Genomic DNA, 22,760 nt, shown 5'->3' on the forward strand with positions numbered 1-22,760 from the left:
TTCAAAGGGCTTTTAGAAGGAAATAGGACATGGCGAAAAACCAGGTCATCGGCAAAGCAAAGGTCAAGATCGACGGCGTTCTCTACGAGACGGCGGGCGATACGGTGCTGGACCCCGGCGGCCCCAGCCGCACGCCGGTCGAAGGCGATTATGAGGAAGGCGCCTATCAGGAAGGGCCGGTGAAGCCCAGCAAGCTGGAATTCAACGCGCTCACCAAGGGCGGCTTCAGCGCCACCAGTTTCGGCCTGATCACCGGCGCCACTGCCACGATCGAGTTCGACAATGGTAAGAGCTTCGTCGTGCGCCAGGCCTATAGCGAAGGTCGCCCGCCGATGGGAACCAGCGACGGCAAGGCCAAGTGCGTCCTGTATGGCAAGGCGGCAGAGGAAGTATCGTGACCGCGCCGACCGCGCCGGCTCGCCCGTCCTATCTGAACCCGGACAACAGCTATGACCTGATCTATCCGGTCAAATACAAGGTCGGCGAGCAGGAGACGCTGCTGGAGAAGCTGCAGCTTCGCCGCCTGACCGGCGTGGAGCGCGTGATCGCCAGCAGCGAAGGCAATGCGGCGCAGCGCACGCATGAAATGCTGGCCAGCGTCACCGGCCAGATGATGGTCGTGATCCAGAAGATCGATTGGGTCGACCTCGACCGCCTGGACGAGTGCCTTGGTTTTTTTACCGAGCATGGCCCAGCGACTGGCGTGATTGCCTAGGCGATCTGGTCTTCCGCTGCGGCTGGTCACCGGCCGATGCCATGGCCCTCACGGATACCGAGCTGGAGTTCTGGCTGAGCCAGGCCCAGCGCATAAATGAAGAGCGAAAGGACGAATGAGGCTCTCGCTGATCCTGGAGGCGATCGATCGCGCCAGCCGCCCGACTGAGCGGGTCGATGCGGCGGTCACCGGCCTTGGCCGCGCCTCGCGGCGATCGGCGCTGGACATGCGTTCGCTCGACCAGCGGATGGATGGCGCCGAGCGCTCGGCCAATCGCCTCGATCGCGCCGCACGGCGCATAGGCACCGGCTTCGTGTCGACGTCGCGCCGCTCGATCGGCGCGCTGGCCGCGCTCGATCGGCGCATCCAGTTCAGTCAGGCGCAGATGGAAAAGCTGGCCTATCGCGCGGGCGGCATGATCGGCAGCTCGCTGCGCACCGGCCTGATGGCGGGCACGGCGCTGGCCGGCGCCGGCTTGTCGGCCGCGCTCTACAAGGTCGTGACCGCCGGCCTGACCTTTGAGAAATTCCGCGTCCAGCTGGAGGGACTGGAAGGATCGGCCGCTGCCGGCGAGCGCGCGCTCAACTGGGTGTCGGATTTCGCCGCGCGGACGCCTTATGAACTGAACGACGTGATGGAGGCTTTCATCGCGCTCAAGGCCTATGGCATCGACCCGACCGACGGGACGCTCCGGTCGCTGGGCGACACGGCCGCCGGCATGGGCAAGTCGCTGATGCAGGCGGTCGAGATGATCGCCGATGCGCAGACAGGCGAATTCGAGCGGATCAAGGAATTCGGCATCAAGGCCGCCGTCCAGGGCGACAAGGTCACCTTCCGCTGGCAGCGCAACGGCAAGGAAATGTCGAAGATGGTCAGGCAGACGTCGACCGAGATCCGCACGGCTTTGCTCGGCATCATGGACCAGCGATTTGCGGGCGGCATGGAGCGCCTGGCCAAGACGACCGAGGGCAAATGGTCGAACCTGATGGACGGCATGGGCCGCATCGCCAACCGCGTCTGGGAAGGGGGCTTTGGCGCCCAGGTGAATAAGCAGATCGACCGGATCAATGACAGCCTTGGCCAGATGGAAAAGGACGGGAGCCTCCAGCGCTGGGCTGAAAACACGGGCAAAGGCCTTGGCGAATTGATCGACGTCGTCGGTAGTACCGACTGGCGGGGAATCGCGGGCGGCATCCGCGATGTCGGCAGCGCCGTTTCGACGCTGGCGGGCGCCTTGCGGGAACTGGATGAAAAAGGGGGCAAGGTTCGCAAGTTTGTTGGCGATGCTGAAAATCTGTGGGGCTATCGCGATGCCTTGGGCAGCGTCGAATGGAACTCAACAACCAACCCCTTCCAGCTAAAGTACCATGCGCCCAGTTGGGCAAAGCCCAAGGCGGCGCCAGCGCCAAAACCCAGCGGCGTCCCGTTCATGGACGCGGCACCGGCACAGCCGGCCAACCGCCCGCCCCGGCGTTCTCCTGCGCGATCGAGCGGCGTACCCTTTATCGACGCCAGCCGGCCGCAGGCGCAGGCTGCGCCAAACGCCAAGGTCGAACTGACGATCAAGACGCCGGCCGGGACGACCGCAAAGCCGACCAAGCTGTCGGCCGCCGGCATCGATGTCGAAGTCAACACCGGCCGCCAGATGGCAGGTGCGGCATGAGCGCCCCGGCCGGCTGGCAGAAGGGCAGCTTTCGCGGTGTCGCCTTTCGCACCGAGGAGAGCGAGACCAGCGGCGGCCGTCGCGGCGTCGTCCATGAATTCCCCCAGGCGGAGAAGCCGGTCTGGGAGGATTTGGGCCGGGCCGCGCGGAGCTATCGCATCGACTGCCATATTGTCGGTGAGGATTATCCGGCCCTCGCCAATGAGCTGGTCGACGCACTGGAGGCGCCGGGCGCCGGCACGCTGATCCACCCCTGGTTCGGGTCGATGCAGGTCGCGGTGCCGGCGGGTGCCTGGTCGCGCCGGGACTCCGCGATCGACGGCATCAACATCGCCTGGTTCACGATCGACTTCATCGAAACCGGCCTGCCGGCGCCGGCCGTCGCCACGGCGGACACACAGGCCGCCGCCATCGCCCAGGCTGATGTCGCGGCCGATGCCGCGCCCTCGCTGTTCGGTGCTGCATTCTCGGTCGAGGGCGCGACCGCCTTTGTCGAGGAAGCGGCCGAGAAGGTGCTGGGCGGCGCGACCACGCTGGTCTCGCTCCGTGCAGGTCTTCAGGGTGGCTTTGGTGGTGCGCTGGCGGCGCTGCAGACCAATCTCGGGCTTCTTGGCGAAACCGCGGTGCTGCTGCGCGCGCCGATCGATCTCGGCCGCGCCGTCGTCAGCCTGGTCCAGGTGCTGGGCGCGATCGGCGGCCCGGCCGAGGGCGACAGCTATCGCGCGCTGATGGACTGGGGCGGTGATTTGCCGCCGGTGACCGGTGACACGCCCGCCCGCAATCTGGAGCGGGAGAACCAGGCGGCAATGGTGCAGCTGGTCAATCTCGCCGCCTCGGCCGAGTTGGTGCGCTGGCTCGCTGGCAGCGACTTTGCATCCTATGACGAAGCGGTCGCCGCGCGTGACGATGCCGCTGATCGGCTCGATGCGCTCGCGCTGCGCCAGGCCGATGCCGGCGACGATGGCGGCGCGGATCAGTATGACGCGCTGCGCCGCGCCTGCACGGCCGACCTGACTGCGCGCGGCGGTTCGCTTGCCCGGCTGCAGCGCTACACGCCAGCCGTCACCGAGCCGGCGCTGGTGATCGCCATGCGCCTCTATGGCGACCCGTCCAGCGTGATCGATCGGGCGGACGAGATCGTCGCCCGCAACAAGGTGCGCCACCCCGGCTTCGTGCCGGGCGGCGTGGCGCTCCAGGTCTTGAGCAGGGAGGCAGTGAATGGCTGAGGTCGAGACGCGCTGGGAAACGCAGCTGGACACGATCCGCACGGCGGCGTGCGCCCTACAGCTGGCAGAGGCGAACTATCGTCGCGCCCATGACCTGCATGGCGATGCCGCCCGTGAGACCGGCCGCGCCTGGGACGAAATGCGGCGGGCCGGAGATCGCGTGCGCCGCACCCTGGGGGCGGACCATGGCTGACGCGGATATCATCGCCGAGAAGGTCGAGCTGGCGATCAACGGCAAGCTCTACGCGGGCTGGACAGAGGTCAGCGTGACCCGCGCGATCGACGCGATGTGCGGTGCCTTCCGCCTGTCGCTTTCCTCCAAGGATGATGCAGCCGGCCAGCTGCTGGTGATCGCAGCGGACGATCGCTGCCAGCTCAAGATCGGCGGCGCGGTCGTGGTCGATGGCTGGGTCGATGCGGTGTCACCTGCGATCGACGGGGAATCGCACGGCATCACGGTCGAGGGTCGCGACAAGACGGGCGACCTGGCCGACTGTTCCGCGATCGCCAGGCCGGCAAGCTGGCGCAACGTCAAGCTGGAGGCGATCGCGACCGAGTTGGCCAAGCCGTTCGGGGTGACGGTCGCGGTCAAGGTCAGCACGGGTGCGGCGATTCGCAAGTTCGCGATCCAGCAGGGCGAGACGGTCGCCGCCGCGATCGAGCGTCTCTTGCGCTTCCGGGGCCTTATCGCTGTCCCCACCGCCTCGGGCGACCTGGAGATTACTACGCCCGATGCCGGCGCGCCGGTCGCCACCCTGGAGCTGGGCGTCAACATCAAGTCGGCCGAGGGACGCACCGATCATCGCGAGCGCTTTTCCGACTATATCGTCAAGGGCCAGGCCCATGGCGATGATGAGCGCCACGGTAAGACGGTGAGCCAGATCAAGGGCGAGGCGAAGGATGCCGGGGTGCGCCGCTATCGCCCGCTGCTGTTGGTGGCGGAGGAGCAGAGCGACGGCGCCAGCGCAGGGGCACGCGCGAAATTCGAGGCGGGCGTGCGCGCTGGCCGTGCCAGGGGCGCGGACATCCGTGTGCTGGGCTGGCGCGTGGCGCCAGGCGGCGCCTTGTGGCGACCCAACAGCCGGGTGCGGGTGCGTTGCGCGCAGATCGGCATGGCGGATGAGGTCATGCTGATCGCGGCGGTTACGTTCGCCAAGTCGGACGGCGAAGGGACGATCGCGACCCTGTCGATCGCGCCGCCCGGTGCCTTCGCTCAGCTGGCGGAAAAGGAAGCGGCATGAGCGCGCTTCAAAGGGCGCTAAGCCCCTTGTTGGGGCGTATCCAGATGATGGTCGGCCGCGCCGTTCTGGCCGCCGTCGACGACAGCACCGGCCTCCAGTCGGTGCAGATCGACCTGCTGGCCGACGAGGCGCAGGACGGTGCCGAACATTTCCAGCCCTATGGCTTCGCGGCGCATCCCAAGCCAGGCGCCGAAGCCATCTCGCTGGCAGTGGGCGGATTGCGCGGCCACGCCTTGGTCATCGCGATCGCCGATCGCCGCTATCGGCTCAAGTCGCTCCAAGAGGGCGAGGTCGCGTTGCATGACGACCAGGGCCAGTGCGTGCTGATCGGCCGCGACGGGATTCGCATAGCTTCGTCGCTGGGTATCGCCTGCCAGACGGACGGCAATTTCAGCGTCGAAGCCGGCGGCGATTTCACCGTCGACGCGGATGGTGCGGTCTCGATCAAGGGCCAGGGCGAAGCGCTGCTGGACGGCAGCAGCATTGCCCTGGGCGAAGGGGCGAGCCTCTTCGCCGCCCGCAAGACCGACACAGTCAGCAGCACCGCCATCACCGGCGGCTCCAGCAAGGTGAAGATCGCATGAAGGCAAGCTCTCCCCGTAAGCGCGGCAATCGCGCTTGGCAGAAGGTCGTCGTCGCCCCCGGCGAGGATATGACCATGGTCGCTGACAAGCTGCGCGAGTGCGGGCAGCGCGGCGGCGACGGTGAGCCGATCGAGGCGCACGCTCTGTTCGACGCCCAAAGCCGGCTGCGCCGCATCCATGCCCGCTATGCCAATGGCTGGCGGGCCACGCTGGTCGTCCGCGTCGATGGGAGCTACTCGCTCAGCCAGGCTATCAAGATCGTGTCGCAGGCCCGGAGCATGCCGGCGTGACCGATATCGCCCTTGTCTTCGACAGCGCTGCCTGGTCGGCCGACATCGCGATCGCATCCGGCGACCTGGTCACCGACGACGGCCTGCGCACGGCGGTGACCATCTCGCTCTTCACCGATGTCCGCGCCCGTGACGATGACGCGCTACCGGACAGTGGGGCCGATCGTCGCGGTTGGTGGGGCGACTGTGCAAACGACGACGCAAACGACCGGACGGGGTCGCGCCTGTGGCTGCTGGCGCGCGCGAAGGTCGTGCCGACGACGGCCGTCCGCGCCCGTGACTATTGCCGCGAGGCGCTGGACTGGCTGGTCGCCGACGGCGTCGTCGCGGCGATCGATATCGACTGCGTCCTGCTGCCGGTTGCCGCCAGCCGCCGATCGGGCGGCCTGTCCATCACCATCACCTTAACCCGGCCGGGCGGCGCCCGCCTGGCCATCAACTATTTGTGGGATGCGGAGAGCGGCCGCATCGAGCGCGAGGGGACCGCATGAGCTTTCAACGACCGACCCTGACCCAGCTGATTACGCGCGCGCAGGACGATATCAATGGCAAGCTGCCAGGCGCGGACAGCCGGCTGCGGCGCAACGTGCTGGACGTCCTGGCGCGGGTCCATGCCGGCGCAATGAACGGCCTCTATGGCATGATCGACGATCGCGCGCGCTTCCTGCCCGACCCCAAATATCCCGACACCGTCACCGGCTGGGCCAGCCGCCTGGGCATCGTCCGCAAGGCGGCGATCGCCGCGACCGGCGCTGTCACCCTGGCCGGGACCAATGGCGCCGTGGCCCCGGCCGGCAGCATCCTGGTGCGGGCGGATGGCGTGCGATTTGCGACCATGGCGCTGGCGACGATCGCGGGCGGGACGGCCAGCGTGGCGGTGACCTGCGAAGATGGCGGCGCAGCCGGTGCGATGGCAGCCGGCCAGACCCTGACCTTCCAGTCGCCCGCCAGCGGCGTCCAGGCGGTCGCGACCGTAGCTGTCGGCGGGATCATCGGCGGCAGCGACGAGGAGACGATCGAGCAGCTGAACGACCGAGTGTGGGAGCGCCTGCGCAACCAGCCGGCAGGCGGAAAGAGCGGCGACTATGTCCGCTGGGCCAAGGAGATTGCCGGGGTTACACGCGCCTGGCCTTATCCCAACTGGAACGGCCTGGGCACGGTCAAGCTGCTGTTCGTGATGGACGGCCGGGAAGATATTATCCCCGATCCGGGCACCGTCGCCCTGGTCGCGGCCAAGATCGCGGAAGAGCGTCCGGTCACGGCGGAGGTGACGGTCGAGGCGCCGATCGCGCAGCCGCTCAACTTCACCATCGCCCTGACGCCCGACACGGCCGCGACGCGCGCCTCGGTCGAAGCGGAGCTGCGCGACCTTATTGCCCGCGATGCGATTCCCGGTGGCACGGTCCTGGTCAGCCGGATGCGCGAGTCCATCTCGATCGCGCCGGGCGAACTGGATCATGTGCTGACCAGCCCGACCACCAACCAGACCGCCGATGCCGGCAAGATACTCACCTTCGGAGCCATCGCATGGGCCTGATGGCGACGGCCTATCGCCAGCAGCTGCAGGCGCTTCTTCCCCCCGGCGCGGCCTGGCCGCGTGGGGAGGATGCGATGCTCACCAAGCTGCTGGATGGCTGGGCCGAGGAGTTTGCGCGCGTCGAAGAGCGTATGGAACAGCTGCTGGCCGAATATGATCCTCGCACCGCCTATGAGATGCTCCCCGAATGGGAAGCGGCGCTGGGACTCCCCGATCCCTGCACCGCAGCGGCGACCACGATCGCGGCGCGTCAACTCGCCTGCTGGCGCAAGCTCGCCTATCAGGCCGGGCAGACGCCGGCATTCTATATCGCGCTGGCCGCGTCGATCGGTTTCGACGTTACGATCCATGAGTTCGACCCCGAGGTCGATGACTATGACACCAGCCTCAGCGCCCAGGTGGCGGCGGGACGGTGGCGCTATATCTGGCGCGTCCATGTCCGCAACGGCAGCGTGTTCAACTATATGGTCGCGGGCGATCCCGCCGGCTCAGCCCTGCTGGAGGGCGACGCCGCGCTAGACCTGGAATGCATCATCTCGGCCGCGCGCCCGGCGCATACCCACGTGATCTTTTCCTACCCGACCGATCCGGGGGCATCGCTGCTGGAAAGCGGCGGATATCGCCTGCTGGAGACCGGCGGCCATCTCATATTGGAGGATTGATATGTCCGAACTCGACAAGAAGGCATCGGCCCTCGCGGCGGCGGCGGCACTGACAGGCGCTGAAGGCTGGGCCGGCATCCAGGGCGGCGCGGATGTGCTGATCACGGCAGCGCTGCTGAAGGCCTATATGAAGGCGCCTTACATCCTAGCGCAGGATGGGGCGGCATCGGCGGTGTGGACGGGCAGCCTGGCCACGCATGATTTTCTGACGATCACGATACCGGGCGGCGCGCTGGGTCCGAAGGGATCGCTCAAGATCGAGAGCTTCTGGACCATATCCCAGAACGCGAACACCAAGACGGTCATGCACAAGTTCGGCGGCGCGACCATCAACAGCTGGCCGGTGACCACCTCGGGCAATGTCGGTTCGCTCCTCCGCATGAACAATCGCAACGACCAGGCCAGCCAGTTCATCGCCCGCGCCGGATCGACGTCGATCTATGGTTCCGGCGTCAACGCGCACGGTGCGGCCGCGATCGACACGTCGGTCGACCAGGTGCTGACGCTGACCGGCCAGTTGGCCAACGCCTCCGACACCATGGTGCTGGAAGGCTACATCATCGAAATCTTCCCCGGCTTTTAAGGAACGGACATGCACAGGATCGATAGTGCCGGCGCGACGGTTGACGGCCTTTTCAAGGTTACCCCACTTCCCGCGACGCGGGTCGATGCAGACTGGCTCAATGCGGTGCAGGAGGAGATCATCACCGCCATTGCGCAGCTGGGTGGCGCGCTGCCTGACAAGGAGGACCAGCATCAGCTTGCGGCGGCGATCATCGCCTATGTCGCCCATGCGAAGGGCAATCTAGAAAGGGTCATCACCGATCCGCTGGGTGGCAATTCCGGCCTGGACGGCGGCGCCAGCAACCAGCTCCTGGTCGCGATCCTGGCGATGATCAGTCGCGGCCTAAGTGAGGCTATCACGATCACCGTCGATCCGACGACCAGCGAACGGACGATATCCTTCCTGGGCGGCCTCGCGATCCTCAAGCTCGGCTATTATCGAGAGACGGTGACCAGCGAAGTCGTGCGCAACGTCGCCTTTGCGCTGCCATTCCCCAACAGCTGCTGGAGCGTGCTGACCCAGGGCGTGATCGCCGCACCCAGCATCTATCGCGACCTCTGGGTCCAGATCGTGCCCGGCAGCACGACCAGGAACGGCTTCCAGGCGCAGTTCCAGAGCGACGATGACAATGACCACGCCCTGTCCGGCTTCGACTGGTGGGCACTGGGTAACTGACCTTTTTCCCTCCGCCGATCAGGCGGGGGGCAAGGGGCGTTGGCCCGCCCCTCTACCGCAGGATTGCACCCTGCATCTCAGCGCTGATCAGGCGCAGTCAATCCCCGCCACCGGGCACCCCGGCGGTAGGGCTTTTGAGGTGCAATGATGAAGGAAATGGAAATGCTCGCCCCGGTTGCGCCCGTTCGCACGGTGGCCGGATATATTGGCGGTAAGCGTGCGCTGGCTTCGCGCATCGTCCCGCTCATCGGGGCCACGCCCCATCAATGCTATGTGGAACCCTTTGTCGGCATGGGCGGCATCTTCTTCCGTCGCGATCGCCGGCCCAAGGCTGAGGTCATCAACGATATTTCGGCCGATGTCGCCAACCTGTTCCGATTGCTGCAACGCCATTACCAGCAACTGCTCGACGTCCTCAAATGGCAGGTTGCCAGCCGGGCGGAATTCGAGCGGCTGGTGAAGGTCGACCCGGACACGCTGACCGACCTTGAGCGAGCAGCTCGCTTCCTCTTCGTCCAGCGTCTGGCGTTCGGCGGGAAGGTGATGGGCCGGACATTCGGCACTGGCACGACCAGCAGCGCCCGGTTCGATCTTACGAAGCTGGTGCCTGTCCTGGAGGACGTCCATGAGCGCCTGTGCGGCGTCACGATCGAGCGGCTCCCCTATGACCGGCTCATCCCGCGTTATGATCGCCCGCACACCCTCTTCTATCTCGACCCGCCCTATTGGGGCTGCACCGATGACTATGGCCAAAGCGTCTTTTCAGAAGCCGATTTCGAGCGTCTCAGCGCCCTTTTAAAGGGCATCAAGGGGCGCTTCATCCTGTCGATCAATGACGTCCCCGAAATCCGAGAGCTGTTCGCTTGGGCGACGATCGAGCCTGTCTCACTGAACTATCGCGTGAGCGGCAAGGTGACGGCCGCGCGGGAGCTGATTATAGCGAACATAACTAACACCGATTAGCGCAGGCCATTATAGGGGGGGTGGAGATGGATATTATCGATATCTCGAAATTTCGATTTAAACGCACCAAGCAGCTATTCGAGTTGGCCAACCTAGCTGGCCATCACGCGGACCTTCTTGCGGAAAAATACGCACATGATGCAGATCAGGCTCCGCTAACCGCCTTGAATATGTCGTTCAATTATTTCGTTCATGCCGCCGAGATTTTTGATTTTTATCATCATCGCTGGTTCGTGCCTGGCACGCCCTTTATTCTCTCTAGCGAGATGGTGGAGCGCGAATCCTTGGTCCTGAGGAGCATGATAATCGAGACGCTATCGGCGTTTGAGTATGGCGCAAAACAGGCCGTAAAAAGCGCTGGCAGTCCATTCACTTTTAACGGCCGCGTGTATCTGGGGAACATAATGGCTAAGAGCCATGAAATTGGCATCACTAGCGCCGCTCAAGACGCATTCTGGGATTTCATCCGCGAATGGCGGAATGCTGGGGTGCATAACAATGGAGTGGGGGAGAGGTGGAAAACCCTCACGCTCAGTTCAGGAGCCCAACTGAGCATTTATGAGAATGCTATGGCAACATGGCGAACAAGCGAAGCGATCACGTTGACACGGGATTGCATCGAACATTTCGCGAGTTGGTGCGACGGGTTTTTGTCGAGGCGGCAACGTCCTTGAGTGCTACAAAAGGTCTTGTCCCGCACTCCTAAAGCTTTTGTCGCGCTTCATTCACCGGCGCGCGGCAGGCGCTTGGCCGGCGCGTTGGCCCGAAATCACCCGCACGACACTGTGAACTTCGACTGTCGCGTCGATTCCGGCCTCTCATAGGGATCCCCGCCCCATCCCCACGCCTTGCGCTACTTATCCACATAGCATAGGGGGGTACCCTATGCACATTATCGCGAATCGGGACAAATTGCTGGCGCGGGTGCGCCGCATTGCTGGGCAGGTCAACGCCGTCGAACGCCAGCTGGCGGGCGATGCGGGCTGCTCGGAAACATTGCAACTGGTCGCCTCGGTGCGCGGCGCGGTCGGCAGCCTGATGGAGGAATTGATCGAGCAGCATATGCGCGAACATGTCGCCCGCCCCGGCCTGACCGACGAAGCGCGCACGGCCGCTACCGAAGAAATGCTGGCGCTGATCCGCCGCTACGGGAAATGACGATGCACGACGATCACGCCCATGGACACCATCATCATGGCGCCGGCTGCAACCATAGCCATGCCCATCACCCCGCCCCGGCCGCGCCGCCGCCGACCGATGACGATGGCGAGGAACGCCATTATTTCGACCATATCTATCTGAGCGCCGGGCATGACAAGAATGCCAGGCGCACCCTGTGGGTCGTCTGGCTGACCGCCGCGACCATGGTGGTGGAAATCGCCTTTGGCTGGATCACCGGGTCGATGGCACTGCTGGCCGACGGCTTCCACATGGCGACCCATGCCGGCGCGCTGGCGGTGGCGGCCGCCGCCTACAGCTATGCCAGGCGCCATGCCCGCAATCCGCGCTACACCTTCGGCACCGGCAAGGTCGGCGACCTGTCCGGCTTCGCCTCCGCGCTGCTGCTGCTGCTGACCGCACTGTTCATCGCGATCGAATCCGGCATGCGCTTGTTCGAGCCGGTGAAGGTCGCCTTTGGCGAGGCGACCCTGGTCGCGGTCATCGGCCTGGTCATCAATCTGGTCAGCGCCCTGCTGCTCGGCCACGACCACAGTCATGACCATGGGCATGATCATGGCCATGCGCATGACGATCATGATCACGACCACAAGGGCGGCCATGCCGACAATAATCTGCGCGCCGCCTATGTTCATGTGCTGACCGATGCGCTGACATCGGTGCTGGCGATCGCCGCGCTGCTGGCCGGCCGCTATCTCGGCTGGTGGTGGCTCGACCCGGCGGTCGGCCTGCTCGGCGCCGTGGTCATCGCCCGCTGGGCCTGGGGCCTGATGAAGGACACCGCCGCCATCCTGCTCGACACCGCCGAACCCGCGCTGATGGCGAAAGTCCGCGGACTGGTCGAGGCCGAAGGCGCCACCATCCGCGACCTCCATGTCTGGCGCATCGGCCCGCACGCCCATGCCGCGATCATCAGCCTGGCGCCCGGCGCCGACGGCGCCCGTGTCCGCGAACGGGTGCGCAGCCTGCCGCGCATGGAACATGTCACGGTGGAGTGCGGCTGAGCGTCCGCTTGAGAAAGCCGGTTCCGCCCCGCTCCCCCGCCCAACCGCTCGATCCAGTGTCATCCTGTCGGGTCGTTGGATGGGGGAGCGGGCTGGTACCGTAACGAAAAATCGCGCTTTCGCGATTTTTCAAACAGGCTCTGAGCCGCCCGTGCTGTCCTACAGAGCCGGGCCCATGTTAGACTGCGCCCGGCTCTTTCCCATCGTCCGGCGCCCCCATCCCCCTCGCAAGATGATTTCCTACTTGAGCAAGGAAATGTCGAAATGTGCGGGAAATATGGGAAGTTAAGCGGACGAAATCCTATTTTCAGGCGGGCTTCAACGCATCCATGATCTGCCGCACCGGGGTCAGGTCATAGCCCGCCGCCTCGGCCTGCGCCGCCAGCACATTGGCATTGTCGCCCGCCCGCGCGCGGGTCAGCGCCCACAGCAGCGTGCTGCGCGTGCCCGACCGGCAATAGGCCAGGATCTTGCCCTCGCCCGCCTGCTCCATCGCGGCGGCCATGCCGTCCAGCTGCCAGGGCGCAAAGCCGCCATGGGCGACCGGCACGGCCGCATAGGCGACGCCGGCGTCGATCGCCGCCGCCTCGACCGCGGCACCGTTGGTCTGGCCTGGCTCCTCGTCATCGGGGCGGTTGTTGATGATCATGGTCACGCCCAGCGCCTTGGCGGTCTCCACCTGATCGACACTGATCTGGGGCGAGACATAGAGGCGGTCGGTCAGCTGGCGGAACATGGGCAAATCTCCTTCGCCCCCGCCATGCGCCCGCCCGCCACAGGATTCAAGCGTCTGCACGCCCAACCGGCATCGATGCCCCTTCATCCGTTCGTTTCGAACCCGTCGAGAAACAGGGCCACAAGCTCATCCGCTACAGATAGGGCCGGATCGCCGCCAGGAAGGCGTCGCCATAGGCGTCCAGCTTCTTCTGCCCCACGCCGCTCACCATGCCCAGCTCATGGATGGTCGCCGGCCGCTGCTCCGCCATTTCGCGCAGCGTCGAATCATGGAAGATGACATAGGGCGGCACCCCGGCATCCTGCGCCAGTTCGCGGCGACAGGTGCGCAGCGCGTCGAACAGCGGATCGCCGACCGGATTGGCATCGCTGCCATTGCGGGCGTTGCGCTTCTTCCGCTCGCGCCGCGGCGGCACCAGGATCCGCACCTCCTCCTCGCCGCGCAGGATCGGCCGGGCATTGGGACCGAGCATCAGCCCGCCATGCTCGGTCGTCCCCAGCGCGTCCCGCACCAGCAGCGCGCGCGACACCGGCCGCAGCAGCGCCGTCTCGTCGCCATCGACGATCGCATAGACGGAAATCTTGTCATGCCCGCGCTCGCGAATCTTGTCGGTGACGGCGCCACTCAGCACCGCCTCGATATGGCCTGCGCCAAAGCTCTGGCCGGTGCGATAGACCGCCGACAGATATTTGCGCGCCGTTTCGGTCGCGTCGACGCTGGCCGGCGGGGTCAGGCAATTGTCGCAATTGCCGCAGGTCGCCGGCGGGTCTTCACCGAAATGCCGCAGCAGGATCGCCCGGCGACAGGTCGCGGTTTCCACCAGCGCGCCCAGCGCCGCGATCCGTGCCCGCTCGCCCTGCTGGCGCGCGGGCTCCAGCTCCATGATGCGCTGGCGGGCACGGGCGAAATCCTCCGCCCCCCAGAAGAGATGCGCGACCGCCGGTTCGCCGTCACGGCCGGCGCGGCCCGATTCCTGATAATAGCCTTCGATCGACTTGGGCAGGCCGGCGTGGGCGACGAAGCGCACGTCGGGCTTGTCGATCCCCATGCCGAAGGCGACGGTGGCGACCATCACCATATCCTCGCTGGCGATGAAGGCGGCCTGGTTGGCGGCCCGCTGGGCCGGATCCATGCCGGCATGATAGGCACGCACCGCCCGGCCGCCGCGCCCCAGCGTCTCGGCCAGCTTCTCGGTCGCGGCGCGGGTCGGCGCATAGACCACGCCCGGCCCCGGATTGGCGGCGAGCAGATCGGCCAGCTGTCGGGTCAGGCCATCGCGCGAATGGACGGCATAGCGGATATTGGGCCGGTCGAAGCCCGAGATGATCAGCCCATCCTCGGGAATGCCGAGCTGGACGAGGATATCCTTGCGGGTATGCGCGTCCGCCGTGGCCGTCAGCGCCAGCCGCGGGACTTCGGGAAACTCATCGAGCAGCGGCCGCAGCAACCGATAGTCGGGGCGGAAATCATGGCCCCATTCGGACACGCAATGCGCTTCGTCGATCGCGAACAGCGCGACCTTGGCCGAGCGCAGCAGATTGCGGAACCCCTCGCCGCTCGCCCGTTCCGGCGCGACATAGAGCAGGTCCAGCTCGCCATTGCGCAACCGATCCTGCGTCTCGCGCCAGTCGGCATCGACGCTCGTCAGGCTGGCGGCACGAATGCCCACAGCGGTCGCCGCGCGCAGCTGGTCATGCATCAGCGCGATCAGCGGCGAGACGACGACGCAGCAGCCATCGAGCGCCACGGCCGGCAGCTGATAGCAGAGCGACTTGCCCGCGCCGGTCGGCATGATCGCCAGGGTCGGCTGCCCCGCCATGACCCGGCCGACCACCTGTTCCTGCACCCCGCGGAACGTCGTGAAGCCGAAAATATCGTGGAGCAGCGTGGGAATATCGCGGGGCATGGACTGGCCTTAGCGAGTCAAGCCTATCGGTGCCAGTGGCGCTTAGCCTGCCGGGTCGAGCAGGCAGCCCCAGCCCGGCTTGAAGCGCGCGGTGCGCGACGCCAGCAGCGGCACATGCGCCTCGACCGCCCGCTCCTCCGGCTTGTCAGTCAGCCGCACCATCGCCATGCCCGGTTCCTTGTCGCCCTGGCAGCTGCCCATGGCGCGGCCCTCGACATAGCGGCAGGAACAGGTCAGCCGCGCGCCATAGGCCGCCCCGAGCTGCGCGCGGGCACGCAGGGTCGACCAGTTCCACGCCAGCGCCGCCAGCAGCGCGAAGAGGATCAGTCCGGCGACGATCCACCATTTACCACGAACCGCCATGGTCCTTCTTCCCGCCTCCATGCTAAGGGCGCCGGCTTATGCAGATCGAGAAGCGAATCGTAAAGCGCCTTGCCATGGGTGCCGGACTGGTGGCGCTCGTCCTCGCCGGCACGCTGGCGGGGCGCGCCGCCCATGCGCCCGAGCCCGTCTATAGCGTCGACACCGACGCCGTGGTCAGCGCCAGCGCGCTGCGCGGCGCGATCGATCCGCTGTTCGACGACAAGGCGATGGGCGAGACCCGCGCCCTGCTGGTCATGCGCGACGGCAAGGTGATTGCCGAACGCTATGCCCCCGGCATCACCCCTGACACGAAATTGCTGTCCTGGTCGATGGCCAAGAGCGTGACCGCGGTGCTGGTCGGCCTGATGGTGTCGGACGGACGGCTGGCGCTCGATTCGCCGGTGCCGGTCGCGGCCTGGAGCCAGCCGGGCGATCCGCGCGGCCGCATCACCCTGCGCCAGTTGCTGTCGATGACCTCCGGCCTCGACCATGCCGAGGATGGCGAGCCGATCACCGACGGTGACACGGTGCGCATGCTGTTCATGGACGGCGCGCAGGACATGGCGGCCTATGCCGAATCCAAGCCGCTCGCGCATGTTCCCGGCGAGACATTTTCCTACTCCACCGGCAGCACGATGATCCTGTCGGACCTGATGACCCGGATGTTGACCAACAGCCCTCATCCCGACGTGCGTCGCCGGGCGATGCAGATGTTCATCGACGGCCGGCTGAAGGCGCCGGGCAAGCTGTCCAGCCTGACGCCCGAATATGATGCCAATGGCACGCTGATCGGCGGGTCGATCATGCACATGACCGCGCGCGACTATGCTCGCTTCGGCGAATTGCTGCGCAACCATGGCCGTTCGCCCAATGGCCATCAGATCGTGCCGGAAAAATGGGTCGACTATATGCGCGCGCCCTCGCCCCGGAATGCGGCCTATGGCGCCCATCTCTGGCTCAACCGGGACAGCAGCGAGAGCGCGCTGATGCCCGGCCTCGCCTCGGCCAGCCTGTTCGGCTGCGTCGGCCATAATGGCCAATATATATTGGTCGCGCCCGGCCAGCGGCTGACGATCGTGCGGATCGGCATGTCACCCAAGAAGGAGCAGCGCACCGCCGTGAAGGCGCAGCTGGCCCGGCTGATCGGCCTCTTCCCCGGTTAAAGGGTGAATATGCCCTCGATCACGGTGCGACAGGCGCCGGTCATCACCACCCGGTCGCCCTCCAGCCGGCAGCCGAGCCGCCCGCCTCGCGCCGACGCCTGGTAGGCGCTGATTGCGCTCTTACCCAGCCGCTCCGCCCAATAGGGTGTCAGCAGGCCATGGGCCGATCCGGTCACCGGATCTTCGTCAATGCCGCCGCCGGGCACGAAGACACGGCTGATGATGTCGCTGTCGTCGCCCGGCGCGGTCGCCATCAGCAGATTGTCGCCCAGCTTTCGCAGCGTCGCGAAATCGGGCTCAAGCGCGCGGATCGCATCGGCGTCCCGATAGACGAAGATCGCATAGCCGCCATCGCGCCACCGGGTTTCGACAATGTCGCCGCCCATCCCCGCCGCCAGCTCCGGCAGCGACTTCGGCGCACTGATCCAGGCCGGCAGCGACAGTTCATAGCCCTCGCCCGCGCGGGTGACGGTCAGCACCCCGGCATGGCGCGTGCGAAAGCATATGGTCTCACCCTGCATCAGCACATGCCCGCTCGCCAGCGTGGCATGGCCGCACAGCTTCACCTCGACCGCCGGGGTGAACCAGCGCAGCGCATAATCGGCCTCCGCATCGTCCGGCGTCGGCACGGTGAAGGCGGTTTCTGACAGGTTGTTTTCCGCCGCGATCGCCTGCAGCACCGCATCATCGAGCCAGGCATCAAGCGGCATCACCGCCGCAGGATTGCCGGTGAAGGGCGCGTCGGCAAAGGCGTCGACCTGGGTGAAGCGAAGGCGGGTCATGGCGATACTCCTGATGGATCGCCGCCTTCATGCCGGCCCCGCATCCGTGCCGACAGGGCCGGATGCGGGCAATTGGTCCCTTGGCAGGTACGTTTAAAATCCCGTTCGGGCTGAGCGAAGTGCCCTCCCGTCGGTCGGGTGAGCCCTTCGACTTCGCTCAGGGCGAACGGCGATAGACGGCGCGACGCTAGCCCAAAATGACCAACGCCGAACAAACCGCAACCCCGACGATCAGGTTGAGCGGCACGCCGATGCGCACGAAATCGGCGAAGCGATAATCGCCGGCGGCATAGACCAGCGCATTGGTCTGATAGCCGATCGGCGTCGCGAAACAGGCCGATGCACCGATCATCAGCGCAATCACCAGCGGGCGCGGATCGGTGCCCAACTGATGCGCCAGCGCGATGGTGAGCGGGGTCAGCAGCGCCGCGACCGCATTGTTGCTCAGCAGTTCGGACAAGATCAGCGCGGCGAAATAGACGATGAAGACCAGGCTCCATTGCGGCGCGACCTGCATCAGCGGCGTGATCCAGCCGACCATCAGCGCGACGCTGCCCGCCTGTTCCAGCGCCAGGCCCACCGCCAGCATGGCGAAGATCAGGATCAGCACATCGCCGTCGATCGCCGCCCAGGCCTCCTCCGCATCGATGCAGCGGGTGACCAGGATCACGCCCACCGCGATGAAGGCGGCCAGGCCGATGCCGATCACGTCGAGCGCCGACAGGATCACCACCGCCGCCATCGCCAGGATCGCGATCCATGCCTTGCGCGGGCGGAAGGCGCGGGTGCGGCTGATGTCGACGCCGATCAGGTTTGGATTGTCTTTCAGCGAACGCATCGCGTCGTCGCTGCCCGCCACCAGCAGCCGGTCGGCGCCGCGCACCCGTGTATCGGCCAGGTCAGGCCCCGGCAGATGGCGGGCGCGATGGATGCCGATCAACCGCACGCGCAGGGCATGAAGGAAGGGAATGTCGATCAGCCGTTCACCGATCGAGGGATGACTGGGTGCCACCATAGCCTCGATCACCGTGCCCTCGCGCGCGGAGGTTTCGGAATCGGCGGCAATGCCCAGTTCGAAATCGCCCGATTCGCGCAGCGTCATGATCGCCGTGCCATCGGCGCGCACGATCAGGCGGTCGCCGACATGCAGTTCCTCCTGCTCCAGGTCGTGGCGTCGTATCTCGCCGGCCCGCTTGAGCCCGATCAAGGTGACCGAGCGGCCAAGGACGGACAACTCGCCAATCTCCCGTCCGACCACCTCGCTGTCCGGCGTCACCACCAGTTCGGTCAGATATTCCTGCACATTGCCGCCATTTTCGCCCGCGATCGAAGGCGCGTCGCTGGGCAGCAGGAAACTGAGGCAGGCCAGGCCGACGACGCCGGCAATGGTGCCGGCCAGGCCATAGGGCGTGATGTCGAATATGCCGAAGGGCTGCATGCCCTGTTCGGCCGCGATGCCCGCGACGATCAGGTTGGTCGATGTGCCGATCAGGGTAACGCAGCCGCCCATCACCGCCACCGCATTCATCGGGATCAGCAGCTTCTTGACCGGATAGGCGGTCGCCTGCGCCAGACGGAACATGATCGGGATCAGCAGCACGACGACCGGCGTGTTGTTGAGGAAGGCCGACAGCAGCACCGTGCCCACCGCAACCTCCACCAGCGCGAGCCGCGGATGCTTCTGCGCCCGGACCATGACCAGATCGGCGATGCGGTTGATCGTCCCCGTGCGGATGAGCGCACCCGACAGCACGAACATCGCGCCCACGGTCAGCGGCGCGCTGTTGGAGAAGACGGAGAAGAGCGATTTCTCGTCGAGCAGGCCGAGCAACGCGAAGGCACAGGCGCCCAGCACCGAGACGACCGTGGGCGAATAGCGTTCGCGCACGAAGGCGACAAACATGCAGGCAAGAATCACCAGGCCGATTTCCGCGCGGTAAATGCCCAATAGCGCGGTGATGAAATGCATCTCGTCTTGCCCCCGTTGATCGCGTGATCGCGTCTCTAACGGAGGTGAAACGAAATGGGCCAGCCATGGTTGCATGGCTGGCCCGTGTCGCGGCGTCAGGGGACGTTTTGACCGTCAAACCGCGCTCGGCGCGCTGACGCTCCCCAGGCTTACGCTCTGCCGCTCACCCTCCCGCGGGTGACGGCTGTCATCCTAGCGTAATATTGGCGAGTCGTCTCTTGTCATTTGCACATTCGGCGCGCGATTGGCGCGGTTCGGCGCGTCAGTCGGCCCCGCACTGGGCGCGGTGCAGCAGCTTCTGGTCGGCCAGCACCAGCGCCATCATCGCTTCGACCACCGGCACGCCGCGAATGCCGACGCACGGGTCATGACGGCCCTTGGTGATGATGTCGGACGCTTCGCCTTCGCGCGTCACCGTCTCGACCGGAATGAGGATCGAACTGGTCGGCTTGAAGGCGATCCGCACCTTGACCGGCTGACCGGTCGAAATCCCCCCGGCAATGCCGCCGGCATGATTGGCCAGGAAGACCGGGCCGTCCTGTCCGGGCCGCATCGGATCGGCATTCTGCTCGCCGCGCAGCCGGGCGGCGGCGAAGCCGTCGCCGATTTCCACGCCCTTGACCGCGTTGATGCTCATCATCGCGCTCGCCAGCTCGCTGTCGAGCTTGGCATAGAGCGGCGCGCCCCAGCCGGCCGGCACGCCCGATGCGACGCATTCGACCACCGCACCGAGCGAGGAACCGTCCTTGCGCGCGCCATCGACAAGCGCTTCCCAGCGCACCGCAGCTTCGGAGTCAGGGCAGAAGAAAGGATTCTGGCTGATCTGCGCCGCGTCGAAATTGCCATAGTCGATGGCGTCGCCGCCTATCTCGCTCACATAGGCGAAGATATCGACTTCCGGGATGACCAGCCGCGCCACCGCGCCGGCCGCAACCCGGCTAGCGGTTTCGCGCGCCGAGGACCGCCCGCCGCCGCGATAGTCGCGAAAGCCATATTTGGCGTCATAGGCATAGTCGGCATGGCCGGGACGATAGGCCTTGGCGACCTCCGAATAATCCTTCGATCGCTGGTCTTTATTCTCGATCATCAGGCTAATCGGCGTGCCGGTGGTCCTGCCCTCGAACACGCCCGACAGGATGCGCACCTCATCGGGTTCGCGCCGCTGGGTCGTGAACTTCGACGTGCCCGGCTTGCGCAGGTCTAGCCAGGGCTGGATGTCCGCCTCGCTCAATGCCAGGCCCGAAGGGCAGCCATCGACCATCGCGCCGATCGCCGGCCCATGGCTCTCGCCCCAGGTCGAGAAGCGGAAGACACGACCGAATATATTGAAGCTCATGCTATTCGCCCAACGAAATGATTTGAAAGCCAACGGCGGTCGACGAGATTGAAGGGACTCACTATACTCAACATGGAAGATAGCGTCGGCACATTTTCTCGATATCCTGTTTCGAGATAGCGGTTACGCCATTTTGGACCTGAATGCCCACCGTCCAAATGCGCCACTAGGAATTTCAGCTCGTCTCCAACCTCAAACTTATTCCTAAAATCTACGCTGAGATCGTTAAACAAGTTAGGCAATGAATGCCCATATTGCCGGCGCACATCCTCCATTGGCAGCTCCCGACGGCGATCGGCTTTAAAAATTAGCTCCAGCCCATGAGCAATTAAAAACTCAAATGGGTCATGGAATAGCCAATCATCATCGCTATCAGCTGCTCTTCGAGCCACGTCGAGGTAGCCCACCCCAAGGTTGTAGAACCCTATGGGCAGGCTATTCTCTTCGCTCACTTGTCCAGCGCGATATCAGGCGCGTCTTCGGCCTTCATGCCAACGACATTATAGCCCGAGTCGACATGGTGAATCTCGCCGGTCACGCCCGAGGCAAGGTCCGACAACAGATAGAGCGCCGAACCACCGACATCGTCGATCGTCACGTTGCGGCGCAGCGGCGAGTTCAGCTCGTTCCACTTCATGATGTAGCGGAAATCGCCGATGCCGCTGGCTGCCAGCGTCTTGATCGGGCCGGCCGAGATCGCGTTGACCCGGATCGCTTCGGGACCAAGGTCCATCGCCAGATATTTGACGCTGGTTTCCAGCGCCGCCTTGGCCACGCCCATGACATTGTAATGGGGGATGACCTTTTCCGCGCCATAATAGCTCAGCGTCAGCAGGCTGCCGCCTTCCTTCATCAGCTTGCGCGCGCGGGCCGCGACCGCGACGAAGCTGTAGACTGAGATGTTCATGGTCATCAGGAAATTGTCGAGGCTGGTGTCGGCATAAAGGCCGCGCAGCTCATTCTTGTCGGAAAAGCCGATCGCATGGACGACGAAGTCCAGCTTGCCCCAGCGCGCCTCGATCTCGGCAAAGGCCTCGTCCAGCTTCGCCATGTCGGACACGTCGCAGTCGATCAGGAAGTCCGAGCCCAGCTGTTCCGCCAGCGGCTTCACGCGCTTGGCCAGCGCCTCGCCCTGGTAGGAGAAGGCCAGTTCCGCGCCCTGCGCATGCAGCTGCTTCGAAATGCCCCAAGCCAGCGACTTGTCGTTCGCCAGGCCCATGATCAGCCCGCGCTTTCCCGCCATCAAGCCTGTCATATCGTCGTTCCGTTCCCTTTATCCTGCACGGTGCCGGCTGCTTCGTCTTCCGGAAATTCCGCCAGTGCCGCATTCAATTCGGCGCCAATTACCACGCCGAGCCCCACGAGGAAGAAAAAAATGAGGGTGATCATGACACCGGCCAGACTGCCATAGGTGCGATCATAGCCGCCCAGCATCGACAATGTGACCGGCAATAGCAGAGTGACCGCATACCACCAGAGCGCGGTGGCGATCGCGCCGGGCCATTTGGGAAAGCGCTTGTCGCGATAGAGGGTCGGGGTCAGCGAGACATAGAGCGAGTGGAGCGCCACGCATAATATCGCCATCGGCACCAGCTTGGCCGAGGAAACCCAGGCGATCGCCTCGTCTGCGAAGGGCAGCAGCCGGTGGAGCAACTGGTCCACCGCGGTAATCATCACCTGCATCGAAAAGGCGAACATCACCGCCAGCACGCTGACCAGCGTGATCCCGACCGACGCCAGCCGATAACGCCAGAAGGGCTTGGTGCTCTTCGTCCCATAGGCGCGGCGCAATATGTCGCGGATCGTCTCGATCAGGCTGCCCACGGTCCAGAGCCCCACCAGACCACCGAACCAGAGCAGATTGCCGGAACGGGCCTGCAACACATCGCTAATCGGCTGGCGCACGACATCGGCAACTCCGCGCGGCACGGTGTAGAGAAAGGCATTCACCGCCGAGAGCCCGTCCGACGTGCGACCAAAGACGCTGGCGACGGCGGCGGCGACGATGAAGAAGGGAAAGAGCGTCATCAGCGAGAGATAGGCCAGATTCCCCGCATGGATGAACCCATCGCTATAGACGCCCACCATCACCCGCTTGGCGATCTCGAAGCTGCGCGAACCCGGCCGGACCCGATCGATCTGGCGATGGAATTTCTCCTGCGCCTGCGCCGCCATGCGGCGGCGCGACTCCGGACTATAGG

The 22,760-nt window shown here is 65.3% G+C and carries 27 protein-coding genes; 18 read left to right on the forward strand and 9 right to left on the reverse strand.

Annotated elements, in window-relative coordinates; translation table 11 throughout:
- Window positions 1-29: 29 nt before the first annotated feature.
- The 17 genes from N6H05_RS01825 (at window position 30) to dmeF (ending at window position 12,304) form a co-directional block, all read left to right on the forward strand.
- Window positions 30-398, forward strand: coding sequence for a phage tail tube protein (locus N6H05_RS01825; RefSeq protein ID WP_284111519.1), 369 nt, complete (start codon window positions 30-32; stop codon window positions 396-398).
- Window positions 395-715, forward strand: a complete 321-nt coding sequence (locus tag N6H05_RS01830) for a phage tail assembly protein (RefSeq protein WP_284111518.1) — start codon at window positions 395-397, stop codon at window positions 713-715. The genes N6H05_RS01825 and N6H05_RS01830 overlap by 4 nt, the downstream gene beginning before the upstream one ends.
- A gap of 115 nt (window positions 716-830) precedes the next feature.
- Window positions 831-2,378 (forward strand): tape measure protein, encoded by a 1,548-nt coding sequence (locus N6H05_RS01835; RefSeq protein ID WP_284111517.1) that lies wholly within the window; start codon window positions 831-833, stop codon window positions 2,376-2,378.
- Entirely contained in the window at window positions 2,375-3,604 is a 1,230-nt protein-coding gene (locus tag N6H05_RS01840; RefSeq protein WP_284111516.1) for a DNA circularization protein, read from the forward strand. Before N6H05_RS01835 ends, N6H05_RS01840 begins: the two co-directional genes overlap by 4 nt.
- A complete protein-coding gene (locus N6H05_RS01845) occupies window positions 3,597-3,797 on the forward strand; it encodes a hypothetical protein (RefSeq protein WP_284111515.1) in 201 nt (66 codons plus the stop codon). Before N6H05_RS01840 ends, N6H05_RS01845 begins: the two co-directional genes overlap by 8 nt.
- A complete protein-coding gene (locus N6H05_RS01850) occupies window positions 3,790-4,845 on the forward strand; it encodes a phage baseplate assembly protein (RefSeq protein ID WP_284111513.1) in 1,056 nt (351 codons plus the stop codon). Before N6H05_RS01845 ends, N6H05_RS01850 begins: the two co-directional genes overlap by 8 nt.
- The gene (locus N6H05_RS01855) at window positions 4,842-5,429 is read left to right on the forward strand and encodes a phage baseplate assembly protein V (RefSeq protein WP_284111512.1); all 588 of its coding nucleotides are present in this window, start codon (window positions 4,842-4,844) and stop codon (window positions 5,427-5,429) included. The genes N6H05_RS01850 and N6H05_RS01855 overlap by 4 nt, the downstream gene beginning before the upstream one ends.
- A complete protein-coding gene (locus N6H05_RS01860; protein WP_284111511.1) occupies window positions 5,426-5,719 on the forward strand; it encodes a hypothetical protein in 294 nt (97 codons plus the stop codon). Before N6H05_RS01855 ends, N6H05_RS01860 begins: the two co-directional genes overlap by 4 nt.
- Window positions 5,716-6,210: a phage GP46 family protein gene (locus N6H05_RS01865; RefSeq protein WP_284111510.1), complete on the forward strand. Its 495-nt coding sequence runs from the start codon at window positions 5,716-5,718 to the stop codon at window positions 6,208-6,210. The genes N6H05_RS01860 and N6H05_RS01865 overlap by 4 nt, the downstream gene beginning before the upstream one ends.
- Window positions 6,207-7,256, forward strand: a complete 1,050-nt coding sequence (locus tag N6H05_RS01870) for a baseplate J/gp47 family protein (RefSeq protein ID WP_284111509.1) — start codon at window positions 6,207-6,209, stop codon at window positions 7,254-7,256. Before N6H05_RS01865 ends, N6H05_RS01870 begins: the two co-directional genes overlap by 4 nt.
- Window positions 7,247-7,918 (forward strand): YmfQ family protein, encoded by a 672-nt coding sequence (locus tag N6H05_RS01875; RefSeq protein ID WP_284111507.1) that lies wholly within the window; start codon window positions 7,247-7,249, stop codon window positions 7,916-7,918. The genes N6H05_RS01870 and N6H05_RS01875 overlap by 10 nt, the downstream gene beginning before the upstream one ends.
- A 1-nt stretch (window position 7,919) precedes the next feature.
- Window positions 7,920-8,501 (forward strand): hypothetical protein, encoded by a 582-nt coding sequence (locus tag N6H05_RS01880; protein ID WP_284112491.1) that lies wholly within the window; start codon window positions 7,920-7,922, stop codon window positions 8,499-8,501.
- 9 nt (window positions 8,502-8,510) lie between these two features.
- A complete protein-coding gene (locus N6H05_RS01885) occupies window positions 8,511-9,158 on the forward strand; it encodes a gp53-like domain-containing protein (protein WP_284112492.1) in 648 nt (215 codons plus the stop codon).
- A 144-nt stretch (window positions 9,159-9,302) separates the two neighbouring features.
- The gene (locus N6H05_RS01890; protein ID WP_284112494.1) at window positions 9,303-10,121 is read left to right on the forward strand and encodes a DNA adenine methylase; all 819 of its coding nucleotides are present in this window, start codon (window positions 9,303-9,305) and stop codon (window positions 10,119-10,121) included.
- Between the two features lie 26 nt (window positions 10,122-10,147).
- Entirely contained in the window at window positions 10,148-10,795 is a 648-nt protein-coding gene (locus tag N6H05_RS01895) for a hypothetical protein (protein WP_284112495.1), read from the forward strand.
- A 211-nt stretch (window positions 10,796-11,006) separates the two neighbouring features.
- Window positions 11,007-11,279, forward strand: a complete 273-nt coding sequence (locus N6H05_RS01900; RefSeq protein WP_284112497.1) for a metal/formaldehyde-sensitive transcriptional repressor — start codon at window positions 11,007-11,009, stop codon at window positions 11,277-11,279.
- On the forward strand, window positions 11,276-12,304 hold the full coding sequence (gene dmeF / locus N6H05_RS01905) for a CDF family Co(II)/Ni(II) efflux transporter DmeF (protein WP_284112498.1): 1,029 nt from the start codon (window positions 11,276-11,278) through the stop codon (window positions 12,302-12,304). Before N6H05_RS01900 ends, dmeF begins: the two co-directional genes overlap by 4 nt.
- Before the next feature lie 307 nt (window positions 12,305-12,611).
- Here the strand turns inward: dmeF and N6H05_RS01910 are convergent, their stop codons facing one another.
- The 3 genes from N6H05_RS01910 to N6H05_RS01920 all read right to left on the reverse strand — a co-directional run bounded on the left by N6H05_RS01910 (window position 12,612) and on the right by N6H05_RS01920 (window position 15,309).
- Window positions 12,612-13,040, reverse strand: a complete 429-nt coding sequence (locus tag N6H05_RS01910) for a protein tyrosine phosphatase family protein (RefSeq protein WP_284112499.1) — start codon at window positions 13,038-13,040, stop codon at window positions 12,612-12,614.
- Between the two features lie 133 nt (window positions 13,041-13,173).
- Window positions 13,174-14,946, reverse strand: coding sequence for a DNA helicase RecQ (gene recQ / locus N6H05_RS01915; RefSeq protein ID WP_284112500.1), 1,773 nt, complete (start codon window positions 14,944-14,946; stop codon window positions 13,174-13,176).
- Between the two features lie 42 nt (window positions 14,947-14,988).
- Window positions 14,989-15,309, reverse strand: a complete 321-nt coding sequence (locus N6H05_RS01920) for a hypothetical protein (protein WP_284112501.1) — start codon at window positions 15,307-15,309, stop codon at window positions 14,989-14,991.
- Between the two features lie 38 nt (window positions 15,310-15,347).
- On the opposite strand from N6H05_RS01920, the gene N6H05_RS01925 reads away from it, so the two are divergent.
- Window positions 15,348-16,472 (forward strand): serine hydrolase domain-containing protein, encoded by a 1,125-nt coding sequence (locus tag N6H05_RS01925; protein WP_284112502.1) that lies wholly within the window; start codon window positions 15,348-15,350, stop codon window positions 16,470-16,472.
- Here N6H05_RS01925 and N6H05_RS01930 read toward each other — a convergent pair.
- From N6H05_RS01930 to N6H05_RS01955, 6 genes are all read right to left on the reverse strand, one after another.
- Window positions 16,469-17,254, reverse strand: a complete 786-nt coding sequence (locus N6H05_RS01930) for a PhzF family phenazine biosynthesis protein (RefSeq protein WP_284112503.1) — start codon at window positions 17,252-17,254, stop codon at window positions 16,469-16,471. The genes N6H05_RS01925 and N6H05_RS01930 overlap by 4 nt on opposite strands.
- 187 nt (window positions 17,255-17,441) lie before the next feature.
- Window positions 17,442-19,223, reverse strand: coding sequence for an SLC13 family permease (locus N6H05_RS01935; RefSeq protein WP_284112504.1), 1,782 nt, complete (start codon window positions 19,221-19,223; stop codon window positions 17,442-17,444).
- A gap of 262 nt (window positions 19,224-19,485) precedes the next feature.
- Window positions 19,486-20,559 (reverse strand): chorismate synthase, encoded by a 1,074-nt coding sequence (gene aroC / locus N6H05_RS01940; protein WP_284112505.1) that lies wholly within the window; start codon window positions 20,557-20,559, stop codon window positions 19,486-19,488.
- Window positions 20,556-21,011 carry a hypothetical protein gene (locus N6H05_RS01945; RefSeq protein ID WP_284112506.1) on the reverse strand — a complete coding sequence of 152 codons (456 nt, stop codon included), beginning with the start codon at window positions 21,009-21,011 and terminating at the stop codon, window positions 20,556-20,558. The genes aroC and N6H05_RS01945 overlap by 4 nt, the downstream gene beginning before the upstream one ends.
- Window positions 21,008-21,814 (reverse strand): enoyl-ACP reductase FabI, encoded by an 807-nt coding sequence (gene fabI, locus N6H05_RS01950; protein ID WP_284112507.1) that lies wholly within the window; start codon window positions 21,812-21,814, stop codon window positions 21,008-21,010. The genes N6H05_RS01945 and fabI overlap by 4 nt, the downstream gene beginning before the upstream one ends.
- Window positions 21,811-22,734, reverse strand: coding sequence for a YihY/virulence factor BrkB family protein (locus N6H05_RS01955; RefSeq protein WP_284114146.1), 924 nt, complete (start codon window positions 22,732-22,734; stop codon window positions 21,811-21,813). The genes fabI and N6H05_RS01955 overlap by 4 nt, the downstream gene beginning before the upstream one ends.
- Window positions 22,735-22,760 lie beyond the last annotated feature (26 nt).

This window comes from Sphingobium sp. WTD-1, assembly GCF_030128825.1.
GTDB lineage: Bacteria > Pseudomonadota > Alphaproteobacteria > Sphingomonadales > Sphingomonadaceae > Sphingobium.

What these genes read in the sequence shown, in the direction of transcription:
- N6H05_RS01910 (WP_284112499.1), bottom strand. Translation starts at nt 13,040, where the DNA reads ATGTTCCGCCAGCTGACCGACCGCCTCTATGTCTCGCCCCAGATCAGT.
- N6H05_RS01875 (WP_284111507.1), top strand. Translation starts at nt 7,247, where the DNA reads ATGGGCCTGATGGCGACGGCCTATCGCCAGCAGCTGCAGGCGCTTCTT.
- N6H05_RS01870 (WP_284111509.1), top strand. Translation starts at nt 6,207, where the DNA reads ATGAGCTTTCAACGACCGACCCTGACCCAGCTGATTACGCGCGCGCAG.
- N6H05_RS01890 (WP_284112494.1), top strand. Translation starts at nt 9,303, where the DNA reads ATGATGAAGGAAATGGAAATGCTCGCCCCGGTTGCGCCCGTTCGCACG.
- N6H05_RS01855 (WP_284111512.1), top strand. Translation starts at nt 4,842, where the DNA reads ATGAGCGCGCTTCAAAGGGCGCTAAGCCCCTTGTTGGGGCGTATCCAG.
- N6H05_RS01895 (WP_284112495.1), top strand. Translation starts at nt 10,148, where the DNA reads ATGGATATTATCGATATCTCGAAATTTCGATTTAAACGCACCAAGCAG.
- N6H05_RS01880 (WP_284112491.1), top strand. Translation starts at nt 7,920, where the DNA reads ATGTCCGAACTCGACAAGAAGGCATCGGCCCTCGCGGCGGCGGCGGCA.
- N6H05_RS01930 (WP_284112503.1), bottom strand. Translation starts at nt 17,254, where the DNA reads ATGACCCGCCTTCGCTTCACCCAGGTCGACGCCTTTGCCGACGCGCCC.
- N6H05_RS01925 (WP_284112502.1), top strand. Translation starts at nt 15,348, where the DNA reads ATGCAGATCGAGAAGCGAATCGTAAAGCGCCTTGCCATGGGTGCCGGA.
- N6H05_RS01935 (WP_284112504.1), bottom strand. Translation starts at nt 19,223, where the DNA reads ATGCATTTCATCACCGCGCTATTGGGCATTTACCGCGCGGAAATCGGC.
- N6H05_RS01850 (WP_284111513.1), top strand. Translation starts at nt 3,790, where the DNA reads ATGGCTGACGCGGATATCATCGCCGAGAAGGTCGAGCTGGCGATCAAC.
- N6H05_RS01840 (WP_284111516.1), top strand. Translation starts at nt 2,375, where the DNA reads ATGAGCGCCCCGGCCGGCTGGCAGAAGGGCAGCTTTCGCGGTGTCGCC.
- aroC (WP_284112505.1), bottom strand. Translation starts at nt 20,559, where the DNA reads ATGAGCTTCAATATATTCGGTCGTGTCTTCCGCTTCTCGACCTGGGGC.
- N6H05_RS01955 (WP_284114146.1), bottom strand. Translation starts at nt 22,734, where the DNA reads ATGGCGGCGCAGGCGCAGGAGAAATTCCATCGCCAGATCGATCGGGTC.
- N6H05_RS01835 (WP_284111517.1), top strand. Translation starts at nt 831, where the DNA reads ATGAGGCTCTCGCTGATCCTGGAGGCGATCGATCGCGCCAGCCGCCCG.
- N6H05_RS01900 (WP_284112497.1), top strand. Translation starts at nt 11,007, where the DNA reads ATGCACATTATCGCGAATCGGGACAAATTGCTGGCGCGGGTGCGCCGC.
- recQ (WP_284112500.1), bottom strand. Translation starts at nt 14,946, where the DNA reads ATGCCCCGCGATATTCCCACGCTGCTCCACGATATTTTCGGCTTCACG.
- N6H05_RS01825 (WP_284111519.1), top strand. Translation starts at nt 30, where the DNA reads ATGGCGAAAAACCAGGTCATCGGCAAAGCAAAGGTCAAGATCGACGGC.
- N6H05_RS01885 (WP_284112492.1), top strand. Translation starts at nt 8,511, where the DNA reads ATGCACAGGATCGATAGTGCCGGCGCGACGGTTGACGGCCTTTTCAAG.
- N6H05_RS01920 (WP_284112501.1), bottom strand. Translation starts at nt 15,309, where the DNA reads ATGGCGGTTCGTGGTAAATGGTGGATCGTCGCCGGACTGATCCTCTTC.
- N6H05_RS01860 (WP_284111511.1), top strand. Translation starts at nt 5,426, where the DNA reads ATGAAGGCAAGCTCTCCCCGTAAGCGCGGCAATCGCGCTTGGCAGAAG.
- N6H05_RS01845 (WP_284111515.1), top strand. Translation starts at nt 3,597, where the DNA reads ATGGCTGAGGTCGAGACGCGCTGGGAAACGCAGCTGGACACGATCCGC.
- dmeF (WP_284112498.1), top strand. Translation starts at nt 11,276, where the DNA reads ATGACGATGCACGACGATCACGCCCATGGACACCATCATCATGGCGCC.
- fabI (WP_284112507.1), bottom strand. Translation starts at nt 21,814, where the DNA reads ATGACAGGCTTGATGGCGGGAAAGCGCGGGCTGATCATGGGCCTGGCG.